This window comes from Streptomyces sp. NBC_00083 (assembly GCF_026343295.1).
Lineage (GTDB): Bacteria > Actinomycetota > Actinomycetes > Streptomycetales > Streptomycetaceae > Streptomyces.
In genome coordinates, this window is record NZ_JAPELY010000003.1 from 763,487 (window position 1) to 784,884 (window position 21,398).

At 72.9% G+C, this 21,398-nt stretch carries 20 protein-coding genes; 10 read left to right on the forward strand and 10 right to left on the reverse strand.

Going from position 1 to position 21,398, the window contains the following annotated elements; translation table 11 throughout:
• Positions 1-214 precede the first annotated feature (214 nt).
• The 4 genes from OOJ98_RS27340 (at position 215) to OOJ98_RS27355 (ending at position 5,879) form a co-directional block, all read left to right on the forward strand.
• A complete protein-coding gene (locus OOJ98_RS27340; RefSeq protein WP_267057693.1) occupies positions 215-2,017 on the forward strand; it encodes a thiamine pyrophosphate-dependent enzyme in 1,803 nt (600 codons plus the stop codon).
• Positions 2,018-2,118: 101 nt separating this feature from the next.
• Complete coding sequence (locus tag OOJ98_RS27345) at positions 2,119-3,867, forward strand: NAD(P)/FAD-dependent oxidoreductase (protein WP_267057694.1); 1,749 nt, start codon at positions 2,119-2,121, stop codon at positions 3,865-3,867.
• 53 nt (positions 3,868-3,920) lie between these two features.
• A complete protein-coding gene (locus OOJ98_RS27350; RefSeq protein ID WP_267057695.1) occupies positions 3,921-5,243 on the forward strand; it encodes an amidohydrolase family protein in 1,323 nt (440 codons plus the stop codon).
• A 99-nt stretch (positions 5,244-5,342) separates the two neighbouring features.
• Entirely contained in the window at positions 5,343-5,879 is a 537-nt protein-coding gene (locus tag OOJ98_RS27355; RefSeq protein ID WP_267057696.1) for a hypothetical protein, read from the forward strand.
• Positions 5,880-5,894: 15 nt separating this feature from the next.
• Here OOJ98_RS27355 and OOJ98_RS27360 read toward each other — a convergent pair whose 3' ends face one another.
• Positions 5,895-6,776, reverse strand: a complete 882-nt coding sequence (locus OOJ98_RS27360) for a pyridoxamine 5'-phosphate oxidase family protein (protein ID WP_267057697.1) — start codon at positions 6,774-6,776, stop codon at positions 5,895-5,897.
• A 236-nt stretch (positions 6,777-7,012) separates the two neighbouring features.
• Here OOJ98_RS27360 and OOJ98_RS27365 point away from each other — a divergent pair, with 236 nt between their 5' ends.
• Positions 7,013-7,630 (forward strand): ABATE domain-containing protein, encoded by a 618-nt coding sequence (locus OOJ98_RS27365; protein WP_267057698.1) that lies wholly within the window; start codon positions 7,013-7,015, stop codon positions 7,628-7,630.
• Positions 7,631-8,009: 379 nt separating this feature from the next.
• A complete protein-coding gene (locus OOJ98_RS27370) occupies positions 8,010-8,816 on the forward strand; it encodes a trans-aconitate 2-methyltransferase (RefSeq protein ID WP_267057699.1) in 807 nt (268 codons plus the stop codon).
• An 18-nt stretch (positions 8,817-8,834) separates the two neighbouring features.
• On the opposite strand, the gene OOJ98_RS27375 is transcribed toward OOJ98_RS27370, so the two are convergent.
• Positions 8,835-9,737: a LysR family transcriptional regulator gene (locus OOJ98_RS27375; RefSeq protein ID WP_267057700.1), complete on the reverse strand. Its 903-nt coding sequence runs from the start codon at positions 9,735-9,737 to the stop codon at positions 8,835-8,837.
• 145 nt (positions 9,738-9,882) lie between these two features.
• Between OOJ98_RS27375 and OOJ98_RS27380 the strand changes: the two genes are divergently transcribed.
• Together OOJ98_RS27380 and OOJ98_RS27385 are read left to right on the forward strand one after the other, a co-directional pair.
• A complete protein-coding gene (locus OOJ98_RS27380; RefSeq protein ID WP_267057701.1) occupies positions 9,883-10,725 on the forward strand; it encodes a 3'(2'),5'-bisphosphate nucleotidase CysQ in 843 nt (280 codons plus the stop codon).
• Between the two features lie 59 nt (positions 10,726-10,784).
• Positions 10,785-11,381: an NADPH-dependent F420 reductase gene (locus OOJ98_RS27385; RefSeq protein WP_267057702.1), complete on the forward strand. Its 597-nt coding sequence runs from the start codon at positions 10,785-10,787 to the stop codon at positions 11,379-11,381.
• 47 nt (positions 11,382-11,428) lie between these two features.
• Here OOJ98_RS27385 and OOJ98_RS27390 read toward each other — a convergent pair whose 3' ends face one another.
• From OOJ98_RS27390 to OOJ98_RS27425, 8 genes are all read right to left on the reverse strand, one after another.
• A complete protein-coding gene (locus tag OOJ98_RS27390; RefSeq protein ID WP_267057703.1) occupies positions 11,429-12,103 on the reverse strand; it encodes a hypothetical protein in 675 nt (224 codons plus the stop codon).
• Between the two features lie 155 nt (positions 12,104-12,258).
• Positions 12,259-12,948: a glycosyltransferase family 2 protein gene (locus tag OOJ98_RS27395; RefSeq protein ID WP_267057704.1), complete on the reverse strand. Its 690-nt coding sequence runs from the start codon at positions 12,946-12,948 to the stop codon at positions 12,259-12,261.
• Positions 12,945-13,619, reverse strand: coding sequence for a trans-aconitate 2-methyltransferase (locus OOJ98_RS27400; RefSeq protein WP_267057705.1), 675 nt, complete (start codon positions 13,617-13,619; stop codon positions 12,945-12,947). Before OOJ98_RS27400 ends, OOJ98_RS27395 begins: the two co-directional genes overlap by 4 nt.
• On the reverse strand, positions 13,616-14,380 hold the full coding sequence (locus tag OOJ98_RS27405; protein ID WP_267057706.1) for a PIG-L deacetylase family protein: 765 nt from the start codon (positions 14,378-14,380) through the stop codon (positions 13,616-13,618). Before OOJ98_RS27405 ends, OOJ98_RS27400 begins: the two co-directional genes overlap by 4 nt.
• Positions 14,377-15,504, reverse strand: a complete 1,128-nt coding sequence (locus OOJ98_RS27410; protein ID WP_267057707.1) for an acyl-CoA dehydrogenase — start codon at positions 15,502-15,504, stop codon at positions 14,377-14,379. The genes OOJ98_RS27405 and OOJ98_RS27410 overlap by 4 nt, the downstream gene beginning before the upstream one ends.
• Positions 15,505-15,802: 298 nt before the next feature.
• The gene (locus OOJ98_RS27415; protein WP_267058264.1) at positions 15,803-16,945 is read right to left on the reverse strand and encodes an agmatine deiminase family protein; all 1,143 of its coding nucleotides are present in this window, start codon (positions 16,943-16,945) and stop codon (positions 15,803-15,805) included.
• 369 nt (positions 16,946-17,314) lie between these two features.
• Positions 17,315-17,893, reverse strand: coding sequence for a TetR/AcrR family transcriptional regulator (locus OOJ98_RS27420; RefSeq protein ID WP_267057708.1), 579 nt, complete (start codon positions 17,891-17,893; stop codon positions 17,315-17,317).
• Between the two features lie 60 nt (positions 17,894-17,953).
• Positions 17,954-18,511, reverse strand: a complete 558-nt coding sequence (locus tag OOJ98_RS27425) for a TetR/AcrR family transcriptional regulator (RefSeq protein WP_267057709.1) — start codon at positions 18,509-18,511, stop codon at positions 17,954-17,956.
• Positions 18,512-18,760: 249 nt separating this feature from the next.
• On the opposite strand from OOJ98_RS27425, the gene ureA reads away from it, so the two are divergent.
• Positions 18,761-19,615, forward strand: coding sequence for an urease subunit gamma (gene ureA / locus OOJ98_RS27430; RefSeq protein WP_267057710.1), 855 nt, complete (start codon positions 18,761-18,763; stop codon positions 19,613-19,615).
• Positions 19,612-21,321: an urease subunit alpha gene (locus OOJ98_RS27435; RefSeq protein WP_267057711.1), complete on the forward strand. Its 1,710-nt coding sequence runs from the start codon at positions 19,612-19,614 to the stop codon at positions 21,319-21,321. Before ureA ends, OOJ98_RS27435 begins: the two co-directional genes overlap by 4 nt.
• The last annotated feature ends 77 nt before the right edge of the window (positions 21,322-21,398 follow it).

Below are 21,398 nucleotides of genomic sequence, written 5' to 3' on the forward strand. Positions count from 1 at the left end.
GTACCACCTTGCCCGGCAAGTGAGTTCGCGCGCCCCCCGGGCCCTTGCGTACACCTTCCGCCACGGAGCAGACGCATCAGTGGCACGGGCAGCCGAGACGTGTGACAGCACGGGATGCGACCCGCCCATGGAGCCCCGCCGCGCGGGCGGGCTCCTCGGGCGGACCCCGCACAGAGCTCCCCGGAGGAACGCAAGGACAGAGAGGACTTCCCCCATGGACGAGCGGACCGCCCCGGGCCGACCCACGGCGACGGAGCCGGACGACGACCTGACATCTCTGCCCACCGAGGGCAACCTGGCGCTCGTCGAGGGCCTGCGCGCCCTCGGCGTGCGGATGTACGCCGGTGTGAACGGCGGCGGAATCCTGAACGTCACCAAGCACCTGGCCCCCTACCGGCCGCCGGGTACGGACCGCCCTGCCGCCGACGGCGGACCGAGCCTCTTCACGGTGGGCGAGTACACCGCCGGTTTCACCCCGCTCGGCCACTTCCTGGCGACGGGCGAAGTGAGCGCCTGCGTCACCACGACGGGAGCCGCGACGAAGCTCGCGGCCAGCGGCATGTCGGATGCCGTCTACCACTCCATCCCCGCCGTGTACGTGGTCGCCCTCAACCCGACGAGCAGTGCCGGACTCGCACCGCTCCAGGACGTCGCGCGGACCGGGACGAACATCGTCGGTCAACTGCGCGCCGAATTCGGCGAGTCGCTGCTGGTCCTGGAGGAACCCGGTGACCTCGCCCCTGTCCTGCGAAGGACGGCCGAGCTGCTCGCCGAGTCCCGGCCCGTGGTCATCGCCTTCCGTCCCGACGCCCTCAGTGCGGAAGTACCCGCACCCCGCGCCGCCTTACGAGCGGCGCGCCCCGTACCGGAGCGGCCCGTCGAAGGGCTGGACGCCGTCGCGGCGGACTTCCGCTCCACCGTCAGGGGCAAACGGGTCGTCCTCCTCGCGACCGACGAGGCCGCGCGCGACAGCGGGCTGCCCCACCTGACCGGCCGTTTGTCGGAGGCACTCGGCGCACCGACACTCTGGACGGTCAACGGCGCCGCTGCCGTGGCCGCCGACGATCCGTACGGCAGGGGACACATCGGCTTCGGCGGCAACGACAGGGCGCGGGAACTGTGGGACTCCCTCGGCCCCGACGACATCCTGGTGACGCTCGGGTTCGAGCCGGGCGAGTACATCCTCAACCTTGCCGACGTGCCCGCCGGAACCGTCTACCACCTCACCGACCTGGAGCAGCCGTACGGCAGCCGGGACGGGTCCTTCGCGCACCGCTGCGCAGGCCGGTACGTACGCGTCAAGGCGCCGCTGCGGGCCGGGATCGCGGCCCTGCTGGCATCGGGAGCCGCGCCCGCCAGGCAGCCGGTTCTCGACGGGCCGCTCAACCGGGATCCCTACCCGCCCAACACACGGCAGGGCAGCGTCGATCTAGCTGCCCTGCTGGAGGGCATGCACCGGCGCTGGCGGAAACCGACCCTGCTGTTCGACGACGTCTGCCTGGCCTACAAGGACCGCCAGTTCGTCACCCAGCGCTCGCATCCCGGCCTGCGCGCCTACTCCGCCTACCAGGGATCCGCGATGGGGGGAGCCTTCGGACTGGCGGTCGGAGCCAAGCTCGCCGACCCGCGCCTGCCCGTGTTCTGCCTCTCCGGAGACGGCTGCTACCGGCTGTACGCGGGGACGATGCCCGAGTGCGCGGAGCTGGGCATCCGCCTGTTCCTCCTCAACAACGGTTCGTACGCGATGGTCGACCAGGTCCTCGACCGGACGGACACCGAGCTGGCGGACGAGCGCCACCACGGACGGCTGGCCCCGTGCGACTTCGTGGCGGCGGCCGAGGCGCACGGCTGGCAGGCGCGGCGGATGCGCCCCGACCTCGCCGACCTCGACGACGTCATGGACGCCTGCTACCGCCCCGGCACCCCCTCGTTGCTGGTGGAGGTCCCCGTAGACCCGGACCAGGTGCTCGGGTCGAACCCGCGCATCGACAACCTGGGCGACGACTCCTCGTCGTAACGCCCGTCGCCGGTGCCATGCCCCAGGCCGGCGCACCCACAGGCCCGCCTCCCCGGCCTCCACGTCCACGAGAAGGACCCCACGGCATCGGAGCCCCCCCCATGACGCCACCTGCCGAAGCCCCGCTCCTCGACCCCGCACTGCCTGCCTGCGACCTCCAGGCCGACTTCCCCTTCGACTACGCCCGTTACCTCGCGTCGGGCGCCCCCATGGGCCGGCTGCCCGGCCACCGCGCGGGGGCCCGCGTCGCGGTCATCGGCTGCGGCGGCGCGGGGCTCACCGCGGCGTACGAACTGATGCGCGCGGGATGCCGTCCCGTGCTCTACGAAGCCGAACGCGACCCGGCGGGCCCCGGCGGGGTGCGGCTCGGCGGGCGCATGTACTCGGTACGCCTGGACCGGGCCGACAGCGCGGTCGCCGAACTGGGCTGTATGCGGTTCCCGGAGTCCGCCCGGCTGCTGCGCCACTACGCCGCCGAGTTCGGCCTGCGCTGGCGGCCCAGCCGGGACAACTACACCCCGCACACCCCGTCGACCGTGCTGGAGGTGGACGGCCGGCGCTACCGGGCCAGGCGGCTCGGCGATCTCTACCCGCAGAACCCGGAGATGGCGGCGGCCCACCGCGGCTGGCTGGCGGCGCTGCACCGCGTCGGCGTCGACGACCTGCGCCGGGCCACCGCCGCGCGCGACCTCGGCGAACTGCGGCGGCTGTGGGCGCGGATCGTCCAGCGGTACGAGACGTGGAGCTTCTACCGCTTCCTGCGCGACGAGGAGGGTGCGGGACTCAGCCACGGACAGGCGGCGCTGCTCGGCACCATGGGCATCGGCGCCGCCCAGTGGGACAGCTTCTTCGACCTGAGCATGCTGGAGATCCTGCGGCTTGTCCTCACCACCGAGGGCAGCCCCCTGTACTACCCGCAGGAGGGCATCTCCGCCCTCGCGGACGGCTTCTGGACCCGCCGCACCGACACCCGTGCCGCGGGCCCGCGCAGCCTGGCCGATCTGCACCACGGACGCCCGCGCCGCGCCGTCACCGCGCTGGAGGTCCCCGACGACCCCGCACGCGGGGTGTGCGTACACGACGAGGACGGCCGCGCGGAGTGGTACGCCGCAGCCGTGTTCACCCCGCAACTCCACCTGCTGCAGACGACGGTCGCCCTGCGCGGCGCCGACGGCGGCGGCTCCCCGTTCGGGCCGCGCCTGTGGCGGGCCGTACGGCGGCTCAGCTACTGGCAGTCGGCCAAGACCGCCCTGCTGACGGAGGAACCCTTCTGGCAGGGCACCACCATGGACGGGGTCACCCTCACCGACCGGCTTCCACGAGCCGCGTACACCGTCGACTACGGGCCGCCCCACGCCCCCGGAGGCCGCCGGGCGGTCCTCGAACTCAGCTACACCTGGGGCCAGGACGCCATGAAGGTGGCCGCCTCACCCCTGGAGGAGCGGCTGCGGCTCTTCCTGGACGATCTGGGCCGCATCCATCCCGACGTGGCCGGTGAACTGCGCCGGCAGGCCGACCGGGGCCGGGCGGTCACCATCTCCTGGGAGAACCAGCGCAACTTCCGTGGCCTCAGCCGCTTCTCGCGGCCAGGGGAGTACACCTACCAGCGTGATCTGTTCAGCCACTTCATGAAGGACTTCTCGGGCACGGCGGCCGTCCCGGGAGAAGCACCGAACGCGCTCTTCCTGGCCGGTGACGACACCGCCTGGTCCGCGGGGTGGCTCGACCACGCCCTCGCCTCCGGCATCAACGCGGCCTGGGGCGTCCTGCGCCTGCTCGGTGCGGACACCGACCCCGACCGCCCGGGGCCGGGGGACATGTGGCTGTCCCAGTACGCCGCCGCCCCGTGACGGCACCGCGCCTCCCGCGCGTCGTCCCCCAGGGAAGAAAACGAGGCCGCCCCGTGTCCGAACCCCTGCTGCTCACCTCCGCCCGGCTCTGGGACGGCACGGCCGCCACCTCCCGGGCGCACACCGGAGTGCTGGTGGAGGGCGACCGCATCACCGCGGTCGACGCCCGCGCCCCCGGCCGCGGTACGCGCACCCTCGACCTGGGAAACCGCACCCTGCTCCCGGGCCTGATCGACGCCCATGTCCACCTCAGCTCCGTCCCGCCCACCACGATCTCCGACGCCGTCAGCCTCCAAGTGCTCGCCTCGCTGCGCCCGTTGCGCCACCTGCTCGACGCCGGCTTCACCACGGTGCGCGATCTGGGTGGCGCGCTGGAGGAGCCCCTGGTGATCCATCTGCGGGACGCCATCGAGGCACACCTGCTGAGCGGACCTCGGATCCGGTCGGCGCCGCACATCATCTCCTCGCGTTCCGGACACGGCGACCACTCCCCACAGGCACTGCCCAGCAACGCCCACGAGGTCGGCGCGGTGGCCGACGGCGTCGACGAGGTGCGCCGCCGGGTGCGGATGGACGCCCGGCACGGCGCCGACTGGATCAAATTCGCGGCGACGGGCGGTCTCTCCAGCCCGAGCGACTCACCGGAGTGCCCCACCTACAGCCAGCAGGAGATGGACGCCCTCGTCGAGACGGCGAGCGACCTCGGACTGCCCTGCGCCACGCACGCGTTCTCCGACGAGGGCATCGACCGCGCACTGCTCGCAGGGGTGCGTTCCATCGAACACGCCTGCCTCGCCTCGGCCGCCTGCCTCGCCCGCATAGGCCTCAGCGGAACCGTCCTCGTCCCGACGCTGTACGTCATCGAGAACCTCCTCGACCACCTTGACGACGAATCCTTCTGGGCGGCCCAGCAGGAGGACGTGCGCGCCAAGGTCGAGCGTCACGCACCCACCCTGCGCGGCCACAGCCGTCGGGTCGCGGCCGCGGCCGCCGCCGGTGTGACGCTGGCCTTCGGCACGGACGCGGGGATGTTCCCGCACGCCGACAACTGGCGGGAGTTCCGCTCCCTCACCCGCGCCGGTCTCTCCCCCGACGCGGCGCTCCGAGCGGCCACCAGCACGGCCGCCGACCTCCTGGGGCGCAAGGATCTCGGCAGGATCGCGCCGGGCTGCACCGCCGACCTGATCGCGGTGCCCGAGGATCCGCTCCGCGACATCGAGGCTCTGTCGGCGGTCGACTTCGTGATGCGGGAGGGCGCGATCCACCGGTCGCCCGGGACCGCGCCCATCCGGCCGGACGACGCCTCCAGCAGCCAGGCACCGGCCCGAACGGGCTCAGCCGACGGAGCAGCCAAGAACCTCCGATGCGGCTCCTGAGGCGGTCCGCACCGGCGACCCTGCGTCACAACTCGGCAACACCCCGGCCCGCAGGGCGAGATGGGCGGTCTCATGGCTCCCTCACCACTTGGGGGACCCATGAACCACACCCGCACCACCGCCCTTGTCGCGCTCGCCGCGACCGGCCTGCTCCTCGCCGGCTGCTCCAGCAGCGACCCGACACCGGCCAAGCCCGCCGACGCGGCCGACCCCGGAACCGGCAGCGCGACCGTCGCCGCAGGCAGGGCCGACGCCACCGAAGCCTTCGCCACCATCGCGGGCAGCGTGAAGAGCGCCAAGCTGAGCGGCACCGTGACGGCCGAGAACGACGGCAATCACCTGCTCGGCAGGCCCGGCCAGTACACGTCGAAGATCACGTTCACCGACCGTCGCATCAAGTCCGCCGACACACAGGGCCTTGAGCCCGGCGACGTCGGATACGGCGGCTCCGTCGAGACCTTCGCCAACCCCGACGACGCGGCGACCCGCGCCACGTACATCCAGGCCGTTACCAAGAACATCCCGGCCCTGATCGAATACGACTTCGTCCACGGCACCAACGTCATCCGCGTCAGCCACTTCCTCACTCCCGTGCAGGCCAAGGAGTACGACGCCGCCGGCGGCACCCTCCGCTAGACACGACCGCCCCTCTCACCGCAGCGCGTGCCCGGCCACCACCTGCCGGGGCGTGAAGTGCACGCGGCGTCCCGTGTGGTCGTCGTCGCCGGAGGCGCCGGGGCTGAGCCATTCGAGGTCGGCGCGGCCGGAGAGGTGCAGGGTGCGGCCGGTGGTGAAGTCGCAGAAGAGCAGGGCCGCCGAGGGGTCGACGGCGATGTTGCCGAGCGTGTTGAACATGTTGTTGCCCCAGTAGTCCGGCCACCACAGCCGCCCGTTGTCGACGCGGACGAATCCCGGCGGCCCGCCCCGGTGCGAGGCGTCGTTGCCGCGGGTGGGGTGCGCGCTGCCGATCAGGAAGGTGTCGGAGCGGCGGATGAGCGCGGCATCGTCGTCCGTGACGCCGCTTCCGCGGCGCACCGCGTCCGCATCCGGGCGGCTGTCCGCGGCGGGGAGGACGTGCCGGCTCTGGATGTACTGCGGGCAGTTCCCGTAGGCCTGCTCCACGTCGACCCCCAGCTCCCCGCCGCCGACGCCGGCCAGCGTTCCATTGACGCGCAGCCGCCTGCGGATGGCGAAGTCGACCACGATGAGCCCGACCGCCTGGCCCGCCCGCAGGCGCCGCAGCGGATCCCCCTCGGCCGGAACCGCCCGTACCCGGAGGCGGGCGGGGGAGGCCACGTGCAGGAATCCGGGCGGGCCGACGAGCGGGGAGATCCACAGCGCCCCGTCCTCGTCGCGGGCGGTGACGGCCGCGAAGGTCCGGTCCGCGAGGAAGCGCGCCACGCCGCCGCCCAGCTCCGCGGGCGCCATCATGCCCGTGAGCCGGGCCGCCTCCTCCTCCGTGCCGGCCCGGCGCTGCACGGCCAGCTCGCCCTCGTGAAAGCCGGGCAGGGTGCCGCGTCCGAAGTGAGTCATCACTGTTCCTTCCGCATAGGGCGGGCGGTACCGCCCGGGGGCCGAGGGCGGACGGGGGAGTGACCGCCGGTCCGGCCCCCGGTCGGGGGGTGGGCCGGGCCGGCGGGGAGGAGGTCGGGTTCGTTCTGCCGGTTAGGAGACAAGTCATCCGTTAGAAAAAGCCTGCCACGCCGGAGGCGACCTGTCAACGGATGAACCTGCCTGCAACCGTTGGAAGTGGGGGTAGCCTCGGGCGCATGGACACCAACGCACCGGTGCTCGGGGAGCCGCTCCCCGTAGAGCTGATGAACACCGTCTGGGCCGACAGGGAAGGCGTGTACGACGCGCTGCGCGACGCCGACGGCGTCAGGGCGTGGCTCCGCTCCGTTGCGTCCCGTACGGAACTGATGCCGCGCGACGGCCTCGATGGCCTCGGCGCGGCGGAGCTCGACCGGCTCGGCGTGCGGCTGATCGGGCTGCGTGACGCCCTGCGCCGCCTCGCGGCCGAGGCCACCGAGGATCCGCGCCCGGTGGCCGCGGCGGACGCCGGCGAACTCGGGTCCGCCGTGGCCACGCTCAACGAGGCGGCCGGCCACACGCCCCACTGGTCGGAGCTGGCCTGGACGCCGGGCCGACCGCCCGCGCGGCACCTGCGGGCCGGTGGCCTCCCGGGCGCCGCCGTGGTCTCGGCCATCGCGGAGGACGCCATCGTCCTGTTCGGTGAGGACGCGGGCCGCCGGCTGCGCGCGTGCCTGGCGCCGGGCTGTGTCCTGTACTTCGTCAAACGGCACCCCCGCAGGGAGTGGTGCTCGGCGGCGTGCGGCAACCGGGCGCGCTCCGCCCGCCATTACGAACGACACCGCCGCACGGATTGACGTCCGTGACGCCGCGCCCGTCAACCGGCCCGGAATACCGGTTGGTTGAGGGGCGCCGTTGCGAGGGTGCCCACGGAGACCCTCCTCGCTCCCTCCATGGGTCGGACAACCTTCGTCGACCGGCCGGCGGCCGAGGGCGCCCGCGTACCCGGCTGGGAGCCGGACATCCCCCACCTTTCGCGGGACCTGATCTCCAAGTACGTCGCGGATCTGCGGACGCAACGCCTTCTGCGGCCGGTGCGGCCGGACCGGGCGCGCAGTCGCGGCCCCGCCGCTCAGGACGTGCACGGGACGGCCGACGGCGCGAAGCTGGAGGTGGGCCCTGCGCGGCACGGCCGCCTCCGCCCCGATCGCCGTCGTGCGCCGGAAGGAGATCTCCATGGACGGAGCACCGGATCCCCTCGGCGCGGGACGGTACGGGACGGGACTCTTCACGCCCGATGCCACGGGCGAGGGAGAGCGCATCGACTACGGCGCCCTCGCCTACGACGCGGTGAGCCGGGCCCGGCTGACCGCCCTCGGCGTGGGCCCGGGGTGGCGCTGCCTCGAAGTGGGCGCCGGAACGGGAACGATCAGCCGCTGGCTGGCCGAGGACGTCGGGGCCGCGGACGTGCTGGCGCTGGACCGCGACCCCAGGTTCGTGCGCACCCGCCCCGGCGGGGTGGTGCGCACGATGACCGCGGACATCACCGATCCGACGCTGGCGCCGGGCCGGTTCGACCTCGTCCACTGCCGGTTCGTCCTCATGCACCTGCCCGAACACGCGGAGGTCCTGCGCCGCCTGGCCGGCTGGGTGGCACCCGGCGGCCGGCTGGTGGTCGGCGACGCCGTCGACCTGACCACGGACCGGTCGCCGAGCAGCCCCTACCAGCGGGCCATGACGGCCATGTGGCAGGTGCTGCGCGAACGGATCGGCACGGACATCACCTGGGTGACCCGCTATCCGCAGCTCCTGCGCGAACTGGGGCTGCTGGACGTCGGTGCGGAGATCGTGGTGCCGCCGCTGACCGTCGACGCCCCCATCACGGCCTTCTGGAAGACCACATGGTCCGGCATGCGGGACGCTCTCGAAGCCAGTCCGCTCCTTGCGGACGGTGAACTCGACGCCGCCCTGGCCGAGTTGGCCTCGCCCTCCCTCGCCGCCCTGTCGCCCGGCATGATCACCGCGTGGGGCCGACGCCCGTAGCCCGGCCCCCTGTGGCGGTCAGCGTGCTGCCCCGGCGAGGGCGGTCCGTGCGAGGTCGCGCAGCCAGGCGTGTGCGGGGTCGGTGTCGTAGCGCTGGTGCCACGACAAGTACACCCGGGCGGCGGGCAGTTCGAACGGCAGCGGGAGGAGCGCAAGGCCGAGGTCCGTGGCCGCTGCGCGCGTCGTCGATTCGGGGGCGGTGACCAGGAGGTCGGAGTCGCGCACGAAGGCCAGGCCCGCCGCTTCGGTCGGCGCGGTCGCCACCACGCGCCGCGTGCGTCCGAGCCGCGCCAGGGCGCCGTCGAGTGCGCTCTCGAACCGTCCCCGCCTGGAGATGGTGAGGTGGTCGGCGTCGGCGTACCGGGCGAGGGTGAGGGATCCGTCCCGGGCGAGCGGATGGCCGTGCCGTACGACGACGATGTGACCGGTCTCGGCGACGAGCTCGCCGCGCACATCGGACCGGCCCGGATGGTCGGCGTTCGCTTCGAGGTCGACTTCGCCGCGGCGCAACTCAGGTGTGTCGACGCTCGATTCGGCGAGGAAGCGCAGCCGTACGCCGGGGGCCTGCTCGCGCACCGCCGCGAGGAGCGCGGGACCGCCCAGCGCGACGAGCGAATCGTGCCAGCGCAGGGTGAACGTCCGCTCCAGCGTGGCGAGATCGAGCTCGCGGCTCGGCGCCAGCACGCCCTGGACCTGCTGGAGCAGCTCATGGACCTGCGCGCGAATGGCCAGGGCGTACGGGGTCGGGGTCATGGTGCGCCCGGTGCGCACCAGGATCTGATCTCCCGTCGTCCTGCGGATCCGGCCGAGGCTCCGGCTCATGGCGGGAGCCGTCACGTGCAGACGCGCGGCGGCACCGGCCACGCTTCCCTCGTCGAGGAGCGCGTCGAGGGCGGCGAGGAGGTTCAAATCCAGTTGCATGGGAGTCACTTTACGCGTGCCTGACATGCAGTTGTGGTTAATGCTCCGCACCCCTACCTTCGAGATGCGGGACAACGCGGAACAGCAACTCCGGCCCCGCCCGCACCACTTACCCCAACCCCTCTGCCGCTATGGGAGTTCTGCCATGTCCGACTCGCTCCAGAGCACAGCCGATGCCGCCACTTCCGTACTCACCGACGCGCCCTTTGACGCCGATCTGCTGGCGCAGACGGTGACGGCCGTGGAAGCGGGCGGCGCGGCGCTGCGCGACCGGTTCGGCGGCGTGGTCCGCCACCGGACGCGCGAAGAGCTGATGGACGCGCTCGCCGCCAACGACGACGCGGTCCTCGACGTCCTGCGTCCGCGCCTCACCGCGCTGCGCCCCGGCGCCGGTTGGGTCGAGGAGGAGCTCGCGGGCGGGGCGCTGCCCGCCGGTGAGTGGTGGGTCGTCGACCCGGCCGAGGGCAACGTCAACCACCTGCACGCTCTGCCGGACTGGGCGGTCACCGCGACCCTCGTACGCGAGAACCAGCCGGTGCTCACCGTCGTCCACCTGCCGTTGACCGGCGAGACCTACACCGCGCTCGCGGGCGGCGGCGCCTACCTCGACGGCCGGCCGCTGCACGTGTCCGACACCGCGGACCTCGGCCTCTCCATCGTCGCCACGAGCCAGGCCAGGCCCGACGAGGCCGAAGCCGTCACGCGGCGCATCGGCTCCTCGATCACGGCCATGCTGCTCGACGCTCTCGTGGTGCGGACGTCGGTCCCCGCCACCCTGCACCTGGTGAACGTGGCCGCCGGACGGATCGACGCCTTCTGGCAGTTCGCCGGCGCCCGTGCGGACCTGCTGCCCGGCGCGCTGCTCGTCCAGGAGGCCGGCGGGCGCGTCTCCGACGCCGAGGGCCGGCCGTGGACGACACAGAGCGACAGCATGCTGGCCGCCGCGCCCGGTGTGCACGCCGACGCCGTCGCCACGCTTTCGCGCTGACCGCCTCCGCGCCCTCGATACCCCACGACTGAGACCCAGTAGTACCGAAAGGACCAGCTATGACCATGATCGCTGTACTCGGAAACGGCCGCGTGGGCGGTGGCCTGTCCGCGGCCCTCACCCGGGCCGGGCACCAGGTGACCGTCGCGGACCGCTCGCCGGGCGCCGCGGCCGACGCCGCCGGGGCCGCGCAGATCGTCATCAACGCGACGCCGGGCGCAGGCTCCCTGGAACGGCTCGCCGCCCTGCGCGAGGAGCTCGCGGGAAAGATCCTCGTGGACGTGTCCAATGCCACCGCGGACGGCCCGGACGGCCTCCCCACCGACCTGCTCTATCCGGGCTCGAGCCTCGCGGAACAGCTCCAACGGGCGCTCCCCGACACGCGGGTGGTGAAGACCCTCAACACCATGCTGTTCACGGTGATGACCGCCCCCACGACCCTGACCCAGCCGCCCACCGCCTTCCTCTCCGGCCAGGACGCGGAGGCGAAGCAGACGGTCCACGGCCTCCTCCAGGACCTGGGCTGGCCGCGGGACTGGGTCACGGACCTCGGCGGAATAGAAACGGCGCGAGCGGTGGAGGCGGCTGTCCTGTTCGTCCCGCATGTGATCCGCTCCAGCGGATTCGCGCCCTTCGCCGTGTCGATCGCCCGCTGAGGGGTGCTCGCCCCGGGCCGGGTGGTCTCGCGCTCGCGGTACGCGCCCTAGCCGGCAGCCTGCGCCGCGGACGAGGCGGTGGCCGGCGCGCGGTGGGCACTGCCGCGCCAGGTGGAGATGGACAGGGCGAGCATCCAGTAGCTGAAGATCGCGCCCATGAGGGCGGTGGTGCCCCATCCGTTCGCGGCGTAGAAGTGTGCGGGATCGTTGCCGAAGAACAGGGACGGTACGAAGGCCAGGTTGACGCCTGCCAGGGCGAGGGCGGAGCGGCCGGTCCAGCGGGGCAGCATGCCGGTCCGGGTGATCGCGTAGCCCATTGCGGTCAGGAAGAGCGCCAGCATGAGGCGGCCGATGGACCCGTACAGGATGTAGGTGCCGCTGACGGTGACGGTCGGGTCGATGGGATGGTCGGCGGCGATGACCGCGCCCGCTTCGAGCCCGCTCGACACCAGGGTGACCGTCGCGTAGACGAGCCCCGAGGCGAAGGCCAGGGTGCCGGCCCATTCGTACGCGGGGCTGGTCCTCTTGACCGCTTCCCGGAAGGCGGTGGTGAAGACGATCAGGAAGGCCAGCGCGAGAATTCCGATCAGGAGGCGTGCGAGGACGTTCGCGTCCGGTGGCGGGCCGTCGTAGAGGAAGTACAGCGGCACTTCCACGATGAAGGCGACTGCGGTCAGGATGCCGGCCAGGCCCATCAGGCGCCTCGCTCCACGGTGGTCCATGGTTTCCCCCTGGGTGGTGTGGTGGGTGTTCGTCCAGGTGGAGTCTGAACCCCGCGGGCGGCCGCCGTCGCTGGGCCTGAACACCCGAACCGGGGTGGCCCTGGCGACACCCACCGAGGGCGGCGGAGCGGAATCCGGCGGTGTCGGGGGCTTCGTCAGATCAGGGACGTCAGATGATCCGCGAATCCGCCGTGGGCGCGGCCCTGGAGGCGGGGTGAGGTGAGGACGGGGCAGGCCGCAGTGGCGAGTACGCGGTGCCCACCTTCGCGCAGGGCCGCGATGAGGGCCTGGTCCTCACCCACCGGAAGGGGTGGAAAGCCCCCCACTGCCAGATAGGCGGCCGCGGTGACGCCCAGGTTGGCCCCGTGGACATGCGGGTGGTGCCACGTGCCGTGCGTCGGCCGCGTCGCCTCGTAACGGGCGCGGTGCAGCTGCGTGAGGGGGGACGTCGAGGGCAGTGCGACCGTGCCCACGACCGCCTCCCATCCCTCCCGCGCGTGAGCGAGTTGGTGGGCCAGCCACCGCGGCGGCACTTCGCTGTCCGCGTCGGTGGTGGCGATCCAGACGTGCTCGGTCGCCGCGCCGAGTACGCGCAGCGCGTGCGCGGCACCGGCCGCGCGGGCCAGCCCGGGGTTCCGTACGTCGCGCGTGACGACCGTGGCTCCCGCCGCACGGGCTGTGCGGGCGGTACGGTCCCGGCACGCGTCCGCGACGACCACGGTCAGGACGCGTACCTGCGCAAGAGCGGGGTGTCCGCCGGCGGTGCGGACGGCGTGGAGGGCGGCCGGCAGGAGCGCTTCCTCGTCGTGGGCCGGGACGACGACAGCGACGGCGTCGATCCTCACGCCAGGCCCTCCCGCTCCGCCGGCGTCGCGGGCCGGCTTCCGTCGGCGTTCGGGCGTTGGTGGATCTGCAGGACGAAGTCGTCCTCCCGGTGGTCGGTCAGCAGGTGAAGGCCCGGCACACGCGCCAGCGCCTCGGCGATGTCGCTCCCGGTCGTGAGGTGCTCCGCGACGGGGTGGTTCCAGTGCACGGTGGCCAGGGTGCCGCCGGGCTCCAGGGAAGCGACCGCCCGGTCCAGGAGCGCGTGCAGCGTCGCTTCGTCGAGGTAGTAGAGCAGCTCGGACAGTACGATCAAGTCGAAGGATCCCTCGGGCCATTCACCGGGGACGGTCATGTGCCGCACACTCACGTGCGGGTGGGTGCGGGTGCGCCGCCGGGCAGTGGCGACCGCTTCCGGTACGCGGTCGCACGCCAGCACCGCGTCGCAGCGCACGGCCAGACGGCGCGTCAACTCTCCTACCGAGCAAGCGGGTTCGAAGGCGCGGCGGTAGCGCTCGCGGGGCAGCGCGGCGACGGTCAGGTCGTACTTGCGTCGCTCGTACCAGCGCTCCGCCAGGTGCCAGGGGTCCTTGGCGGCGCGGTACATGGCATCGAAGTACGAGGCCGGCGTGGAGTCGCCGCTCGTGTCCGGAGTGGGACGGCTGCTCGTGCCGGGCGTGGTGTGGCCGCTCATGTGAAGAACACCTCGATGTCCCGCAGGTGGTGGGCGAGTTCCTCCGGGGGCAGGACCGCCGCGTCGGCGGGGTCCGGCCCCAGGGGGTGGATCTGCGAGGCGAACTCCTCGACCGCCCGGCGCTTCAGTTCCACGATCTCCACGGGAAGACGCACCGCGGCGGCGGCGCCCCACGGCACCCGGGGGTCGGCCGGACGCGCCCAGTGCCAGGTCCACACCGGATACGACCAGCAGTCGACGGACGCGGAACGGGCCGCCTGTGCCGCGGACCGGCCGGCCGCCTCGTGATCGCTGTGCACGTCCCCCGTCCACGGCGCCAGGCAGAGCCGGGCCCCTTCGAGCAGGGGCTTCAGCGCCGCCGCCACGTCGTGTTCGTGCAGGGCGACCCGGGTGTCCGCCACGCGCAGGCGGAGCACCTCGGTGCCGGGCGCGCCGAGGGCGGTCAGTGCGCGGCGGAGCTCTTCGGCCCGGATGTCGGCCAGTTCGGCGGGAGTGACGCGGGTGCTGCCGGGGTGGGAGCCCTCGCCGTCGGTCACCGACACCACGGTGAGGTGGAGCCCGGCCCGCGCCATGAGGGCGAGGGTGCCGCCCGCTCCCAGGACCTCGTCGTCCGGATGGGCCGCTACGACGACGACCCGGCCGCGCTCGGGCAGGGCCGCCGGCGGGAGGGCGTCGAGCCCCCTCCAGGCACGCCACTCCCGCTCCGGGGTGCCGGGCGCCTGGATCGGGTCGGCGGGCGGGGCCGCTTCTCCTCCGGTCACTTCTGCCCCGCTTCCGCGATCAGCCGGCCCAGTTCGGCGAGATTGCGCTCGCCGTGGTGCTGGCGGATGTAGACGGTGAGGTCCGCCGCGTGCCGGGTGTGGGAAGGGTTGTGGCACAGCGGCTCGGCGCCGGTGGCCCGGCCCACGTGGGTGAGGACGTCGGCGCAGACCGACTCGACGAACCCGCGCACCCGCAGGCTCCGTAGCCGAGCCGTTCCCTCGGTGTCGGCGGGGTCCCGGTCGATCTCCGTGGCGGCCCGGTCCAGGACCGCGCCCGCAGCGTGCAGCCGCATGTCCACCGCGCCGAGGTGGGCGTCGGTGAGCGGGTCCGCCCCGCGGCGTCCCGCCGTTTCGCCGAGTACGCGCGCCACGGCCAGGGCCCCGCCGTACCAGCAGGCAGCGACCCCGATGCCGCCGTGCTGGAAGCCGGGCCGGTTCACGTACCCCTCCACACCGCCGACCGGCACCGCCGGCACCTCGGTGAACGTCACGTCGGCACTGTCGCTCGCGGCCATGCCCAGCGCCTGCCAGCTCCCCTCGACGGGCCGGCAGCTCCCCGCGCGGGGACCGCGGGCCCCGTCCTGGCCCGCGCCCGCGTCCGCGCTCACACCCGTGCCCGTGCCCGTGGCGACGGCGAAGAGGCGCCTGCCGTCCTCGGTCCCGGCGGTCACCAGCGCGTGGGTGCAGCTGTGCGCTCCCGAGCAGTACCGCTTGAGTCCATTGACCACCCAGCCGTGCTCGCCGCGTGTCGCCGTGAGCCCCTGGCCGGGCGGCTCGGCCGCCCAGACGCCCCACCGCTCGCCGGGCCGGACGGCGGGGCCCTCCAGCTCGGCCAGGATCGCGACCGCATCCACATGGCCTTCGACCAGGCGGACCAACGAAAGGTCCCGTTCCGCCAGGCGGGTCAGGGCGGCGAAGCGCTCGGAGGTCCGGCCGCCGCCGGGCAGAGGGACGTCCAGGGCGCCCGAGTCGATCTCGGCGACGCATCGTGCGAACTCCGCGGCGGTCTCCTGGACCTCGCGCGTCCACGCGGAGCCGGCGGGGTCACCGGGGGCGCCCGGTCCGGGCCCGTGGCCCGGACTCCGCGGGCCCGGGTGCACGTCGTACGCGGTGGTTCCCTGCATCTGCGCTGCTCCTTACCCAGGGCGGTTACCCGGCTTCTCGGGAGCCCGCCCGCCGGGCGCCCGAGAAGGCGTATGCCTCCGATGTGCGCCGGTATGCGCGTCACCGTGGCCCCGGCGCCGGGCGTGCTCCGGCCGACCCGAGGCCCTCCTCGCGTCGGCGGCGCCGCGCCCTGACGTCCCATCCTCGCCATGAGGGGGCCCGTGCGCATCACGGGCCGCGCACGGGGGCGGTGGTCCGGGCACGGTGGGGCGGCCGGTCGCGGCAGCCCGCACGCCCCGCACCCCCGGTCGTGACCGGCTAGGCCGGTTTGCCCGGCTGATCGTGGGTCGAGCAGTGGATGCCGCCGCCGCCCGACGCGATGGTGTCGATCCGCACCATCACGACGTCACGCTTGGGGAAGTGCTCCTGAAGGATGCCCTTCGTCCGGTCGTCGGCCTGGGCGTCGCCGAAGCGGGGCATGAACACGGAGTCGTTGGCGACGTAGAAGTTCGCATAGGTGGAGACGAAGTCGTCGCCCCGGCCGGTGATCTTGTCGAGGTCGGGCTGCGGCAGGTCGATCACCTCAAGTCGCTTGCCCCGGGCGTCCGTTGCCTGCTTGAGGACGGTCCTGGCCTGGTCCGCGGACCGGGACCAGACGTCCGGCGGGCCTCCCGGGAAGGCCCGGTCGACCAGCACCACACCCGGCGCCGTGAAGCGGGCGATGCTGTCGACGTGTGCGTCGGTGATGTCCTTGCCCCGCACTCCGGCGAGCCAGAGGACCTTCTTCACGCCGAGGCAGCTCTTGAGTTCGGCCTCGATCTGGTCGCGGGACTTGCCCGGGTTGCGGTTCTTGTTGACCACCGAGCTCTCGGTGACCATCAAGGTGCCCTCGCCGTCGGTCTCGAAGGACCCGCCCTCGGCGACCAGCGGCGCTTTCGCGCGCGCGATGCCGTACTTCGCGAGCAGCAGACGCCCGACCTGCGCGTCGTTGGTGTGAACCTGCTTGTTGCCCCAGCCGCTGAAGTTGAAGTCGACGCCCAGGGTGTGGCCGCCCTCCTCCACGAACACCGGCACGGTGTCGCGGGCCCACAGGTCGTCGACGGCCAGCTCGATGACCTCGACCTGGGAGCCGCACGCCTTCTGCGCCGCCGCCCGCTGGTCGGGCCTCGCCATCAGCACCACCGGCTCGTACTCGGCGACCGCCCGTGCCACCCGCGCGATGTCCGCGCGTACGGAAGGGAGCTGTTCACCCCATACGGAGTCGAGCGCGGGCCACGACATGAACGTCCGGGCGTGGCTGTCCCACTCGGCGCCGAAGTGGCGCCCCGACGTCGGCTCGCCCGCGGCGGCCGGCGACGCGGAGGACGATCCCGCGGGGGAGCCGCCGGGGCTGCAGGCCGCGGAGGTGAGGGCGAGCGCGCCGATGCCGGCGAACGAGCGCAGCGCGGTGCGCCGGGACATGGGGGGAGGTGTCACGGAGGAACTCCTGCGTGGTGCTGGGTGGGTCGCCATTCGGGGCGTGGGGAAGCGGGCGCGTACGAAGGACGGACGGCCGTGCAGAACCCGGAACGAGGTCCCTTGGGAGGAAAGTAACCGAGGGTGTTTTTCTTTTGCCGCACCTGGGGCGTACGTGCGTGTTGGGGCCGGCGCACGGCGGACCCGGGCTGGGGCGGGGGCTGCTGCATCGCGGGCTGGGTGATCGAGCGGACGCCTGCGTGACCTCCACTCTGGCACTGACTGAAAATTCAGTCAAATGGGAGGGAGTGGTGATCGGCCCGGGGGGGGATCGCCGGCCCCCGGGTCACGGTGGGCCCGGCTCCGCTTCCTCGGTCACGGGGTGGCGAGGAGCTCGCGCTCCAGGGCCTCCGCCACGTGCGTCCTTGCCTCCTGCGTGGTGACGAGCCGGGCGAGCCAACGGCCGCTCAGCCCTTCGATGAGGGCGGTCAGGCGGATCGCCGCGGCCCGCGAGTCGACGCTCGCCGCGATGGTGCCGTCGTCCTGGCCGTCGGCGATCAGCTCGGCGACATCGACGAGCCAGCGCTCGGTCAACGCGGTGAGCATGGGCCTGAGCCCTTCGTCGAAGGTGGCCGCCGCGCGCACCTCGGCCCACACGGCGGAGTTCTCCCGCACCGCCGCGTCGTCCTGGAACTCCGCGGTCAGGAGGCGGAGCAGCAGTTCACGGGCGGGGGAGTCGTCGTCCTCCGCGATGCCCGCGTAGTCCTCGGCGCGCTCGTTGACGTATTCGAGCGCGCTGGTGACCAGGCCCGCACGATCGCGGAAGTGGTAGTAGATCAGCGTCTTGGAGACGCCCGCCTCGGCGGCGACGTCCTCCACCCGCAGCCCTCGGACGCCCCGCAGGGCTATCACTCGGCAGGTCGCTTCCAGCAGCTTGGCGCGTCGAGTACTCACGTTCGTACAGTAACCAGTCAACAGCGGTGCGCTCGCCGGTGTGCGCGCGACGGGCCGCGGTCAGGTGCGGTTCAGCCGCTCCAGCTCGGCGGCGACCGCTTCGAGCAGCAGGGTCCGGGCGTGTGCCAGGGGAAGGATGCCGCTGAGCCAGCGCATGCTGAGGCCCTCCAGGAGGGCGGTGAGCCGCTCGGCGGCCGCGGCGAGACCCGCGGCGGGGGACATGGGGCTGACCCGGCCGAGCAGTTCGGCGATCTCCTGCACCCAGATCAACGTGGCCTTGGCGAGGTCCTCGCGCAGTTCGGGATCGAAGACGGCGTTCGCCCGCAGCTCGCCCCAGGCCGTGCTGTTCTCCCGGACCACGGGATCGTCCTGCAGTTCCAGGAGGAGGGTCTGCTCCAGCTCCCGGCGCGGATCGAGGGGTTCGGCCTGCGCCTCGCGCTCGTTGGTGTAGCGCTCGGCGCGGTCACTGATGAACTCCAGGGTGCGGCGCAGGATGCCGGCCCGGTCCTTGAAGTGGTAGTAGATCAGCGCGGTGGACACCCCGGCCTCGGCGGCCAGCTCCTCCACCCGCAGTCCCCGCACCCCGCGCCGGGCGATGACCCGCGCGGCGGCTTCCATGATCGCTGTTCTACGGTCACCCACGGTTCCCCACCCTAACTGTCGCGCGGCGCGGTGTTTCCGTCCGGGTTTCCTGGCGTCCGATCTCTTGACTGAATTTTCAGTCAGTGAGATGTTCAGGCCACGACATGTTCAGGCCACGCGCCGCCACCCGCGAAGGAGTCGGCCCGCCGTGAAAGAGGTCTCCCTCATGCCCATCGCCACCCCCTCCCCGGAACTCGGTCCGGCCGCCCCCGGGGAGCCGCGCCCATGCAGCTGACCCCCACGGAACGCGACCGGCTCCTGCTGTTCGGCGCCGCCGAACTGGCCCGAGCGCGCCGGGCCCGGGGGCGGCGTCTGAACGTGCCGGAGGCGACCGCCCTCATCGCCGACACGGTGTGCGAGGCGGCCCGCGACGGTGCCCGTCTCGCCGAGGCCGTGGCGGCGGCCCGCAAGGTCCTCGGGCCCGAGGACGTCCTGCCCGGCGTGCCCGATGTCGTTACGGAGATCCATGTGGAGGCGGTGTTCGACGACGGCAGCAGACTGGCCGTGGTCGGCGACCCCTTCGGCGGCGGAGGCCTCGGCGCGCTCGCCCCCGGGGCGGTCCTGCCCGGTGCCGGGGAGGTGCCCGGTCCGGAGCCGGTGTGCGTGCTGGCGGTCCGCAACACCGCGCCGGTCCCGATCTCCGTCACCTCGCACTTCCACTTCTTCGAAAGCAATCCTCGCCTCGCGTTCGACCGGGCCGCCGCCTACGGGATGCGGCTCGCCGAGCCGGCCGGATCGTCCACGCGGTTCGCACCGGGCCACTCCTGCGCGGTCGCGCTCGTGCCCATCGGCGGTGACCGCGTGGTGATCGGTTTCGCCGGTCTGGTCGACGGGCCGCTGGATGCGCCCGGCGCGAAGGAGGAGGCGCTGCGCAGAGCTGCGGCCTGCGGCTACCTCGGTGTGAGTGGCGCAACCGGCGGGGCCAGTACCACCGGCGGGACCAGTACCACGGGCGGGACCGGTGGCACCGGCGCGTCCGATACCACCGAGGCGGCCGGCGGGGCCGCCGCGACCGGGGCGGCGGGCACGGCAAACAGGTCCGTCGCCCAGGACGGCCACGACCAGGAGGCGGCACAGTGAACAGCTCTGTCGACGCGTCGGCCTACGCGGCTGTGCACGGGCCGCGAGCCGGGGACCGGGTGCGGCTCGGGGACACCGGGCTCGTGATCCGGGTCGAGTCCGACTCGCAGGCGCCGGGTGATGAGTTCCTGGCGGGGTTCGGCAAGACGGCCCGCGACGGGCTGCATCTGAAGGCCGCCGCGGTGCGCGAGACGTGCGACGTCGTCATCAGCAACGTCCTGGTGATCGACGCCGCGGCGGGGATCCGTAAGACGTCCATCGGCATCCGCGAGGGACGGATCTGCTCGGTCGGCCGGGCCGGCAACCCCGACACCCTGGCCGGTGTCGACGTGGTGGTCGGCACCGGCACGACGATCGTCTCCGGTGAGGGCCTCATCGCCACGGCCGGAGCTGTCGACACCCATGTGCACCTGCTGTCACCCCGGATCATGGAGGCGTCGCTGTCCTCAGGGGTGACCACGGTCATCGGCCAGGAGTTCGGCCCGGTCTGGGGCGTCGGCGTCAACTCCCCGTGGGCGCTGCGCCACGCGTTCAACGCCTTCGACGCGTGGCCGGTCAACATCGGCTTCCTGGGCCGGGGTTCGTCGTCGGGCGGGGCTCCGCTGGTGGAGGCGCTGGCGGAGGGCGGGGCGTGCGGGTTCAAGGTCCACGAGGACATGGGCGCGCATACGCGTGCGCTGGACACGGCGTTGCGGGTGGCGGAGGAGTACGACGTCCAAGTCGCCCTGCACAGCGACGGGTTGAACGAGTGCCTGACCGTCGAGGACACCCTGAAGGTCCTGGAAGGCCGCACGATCCACGCCTTCCACATCGAGGGCTGCGGCGGCGGTCACGTCCCGAACGTCCTGAAGATGGCGGGCGTGCCCAACGTCATCGGCTCGTCGACCAATCCGACGCTGCCGTTCGGGCGGGACGCGGTCGCCGAGCACTACGGCATGATCGTCTCGGTCCATGACCTGAAGACGGATCTGCCGGGTGACGCGGCGATGGCCCGTGACCGGATCCGGGCGGGGACGATGGGTGCCGAGGACGTGCTGCACGACCTGGGCGCGATCGGTATCACCTCCTCCGACGCGCAGGGCATGGGCCGCGCGGGCGAGACCGTGCGCCGTACGTTCGCGATGGCGGGGAAGATGAAGGCCGAGCTGGGCCCCCTGGAGGGCGACGGGCCCGACGACGACAACGCGCGCGTCCTGCGCTACATCGCCAAGCTGACCATCAACCCCGCCATCGCCCACGGCCTCTCCCACGAGATCGGCTCCATCGAGCCCGGCAAGATGGCCGACATCGTGCTGTGGCGCCCGGCCTACTTCGGTGCCAAGCCGCAGATGGTCCTCAAATCCGGATTCCCCGCCTGGGGCGTCACCGGCGACCCCAACGCCGCGACCGATCGCTGTGAACCCCTGGTGCTCGGGCCGCTGTTCGGTGGCCATGGCGCCACGGCCGCCGACCTGTCCGTGGCGTTCGTCAGCCGGGCCGCGGCCGAGTCCGGCTCCTTCGGGCGACCGTACGACGCGCTCGCGACACGGCGCCGACGGGTAGCGGTCCGCGGCACCCGCGGCATCGGCCCCGCCGATCTGGTGAACAACGTCCGCCTCGGTGAGGTGCAGGTAGGCGCGGACACCGGTCTCGTGACCCTGGACGGAGTTCCGATCAGGTCGGAGCCCGCCCAGGAGGTGGCGCTGAGCCGCCTGTACTTCCTGTAACCCGACGACCGGACGGCCCGACGACCGGACGGCCCGAGATCCTTCGGCCGATTATCTTGACTGAATTTTCAGTTCAG

Coding starts and splice junctions, on each gene's coding strand:
- OOJ98_RS27340 (WP_267057693.1), top strand. CDS start 215: ATGGACGAGCGGACCGCCCCGGGCCGACCCACGGCGACGGAGCCGGAC.
- OOJ98_RS27410 (WP_267057707.1), bottom strand. CDS start 15,504: ATGCAGGGAACCACCGCGTACGACGTGCACCCGGGCCCGCGGAGTCCG.
- OOJ98_RS27375 (WP_267057700.1), bottom strand. CDS start 9,737: ATGCAACTGGATTTGAACCTCCTCGCCGCCCTCGACGCGCTCCTCGAC.
- OOJ98_RS27415 (WP_267058264.1), bottom strand. CDS start 16,945: ATGTCCCGGCGCACCGCGCTGCGCTCGTTCGCCGGCATCGGCGCGCTC.
- OOJ98_RS27385 (WP_267057702.1), top strand. CDS start 10,785: ATGACCATGATCGCTGTACTCGGAAACGGCCGCGTGGGCGGTGGCCTG.
- OOJ98_RS27355 (WP_267057696.1), top strand. CDS start 5,343: ATGAACCACACCCGCACCACCGCCCTTGTCGCGCTCGCCGCGACCGGC.
- OOJ98_RS27370 (WP_267057699.1), top strand. CDS start 8,010: ATGGACGGAGCACCGGATCCCCTCGGCGCGGGACGGTACGGGACGGGA.
- OOJ98_RS27345 (WP_267057694.1), top strand. CDS start 2,119: ATGACGCCACCTGCCGAAGCCCCGCTCCTCGACCCCGCACTGCCTGCC.
- ureA (WP_267057710.1), top strand. CDS start 18,761: ATGCAGCTGACCCCCACGGAACGCGACCGGCTCCTGCTGTTCGGCGCC.
- OOJ98_RS27400 (WP_267057705.1), bottom strand. CDS start 13,619: ATGAGCGGCCACACCACGCCCGGCACGAGCAGCCGTCCCACTCCGGAC.
- OOJ98_RS27425 (WP_267057709.1), bottom strand. CDS start 18,511: ATGGAAGCCGCCGCGCGGGTCATCGCCCGGCGCGGGGTGCGGGGACTG.
- OOJ98_RS27380 (WP_267057701.1), top strand. CDS start 9,883: ATGTCCGACTCGCTCCAGAGCACAGCCGATGCCGCCACTTCCGTACTC.
- OOJ98_RS27360 (WP_267057697.1), bottom strand. CDS start 6,776: ATGACTCACTTCGGACGCGGCACCCTGCCCGGCTTTCACGAGGGCGAG.
- OOJ98_RS27390 (WP_267057703.1), bottom strand. CDS start 12,103: ATGGACCACCGTGGAGCGAGGCGCCTGATGGGCCTGGCCGGCATCCTG.
- OOJ98_RS27365 (WP_267057698.1), top strand. CDS start 7,013: ATGGACACCAACGCACCGGTGCTCGGGGAGCCGCTCCCCGTAGAGCTG.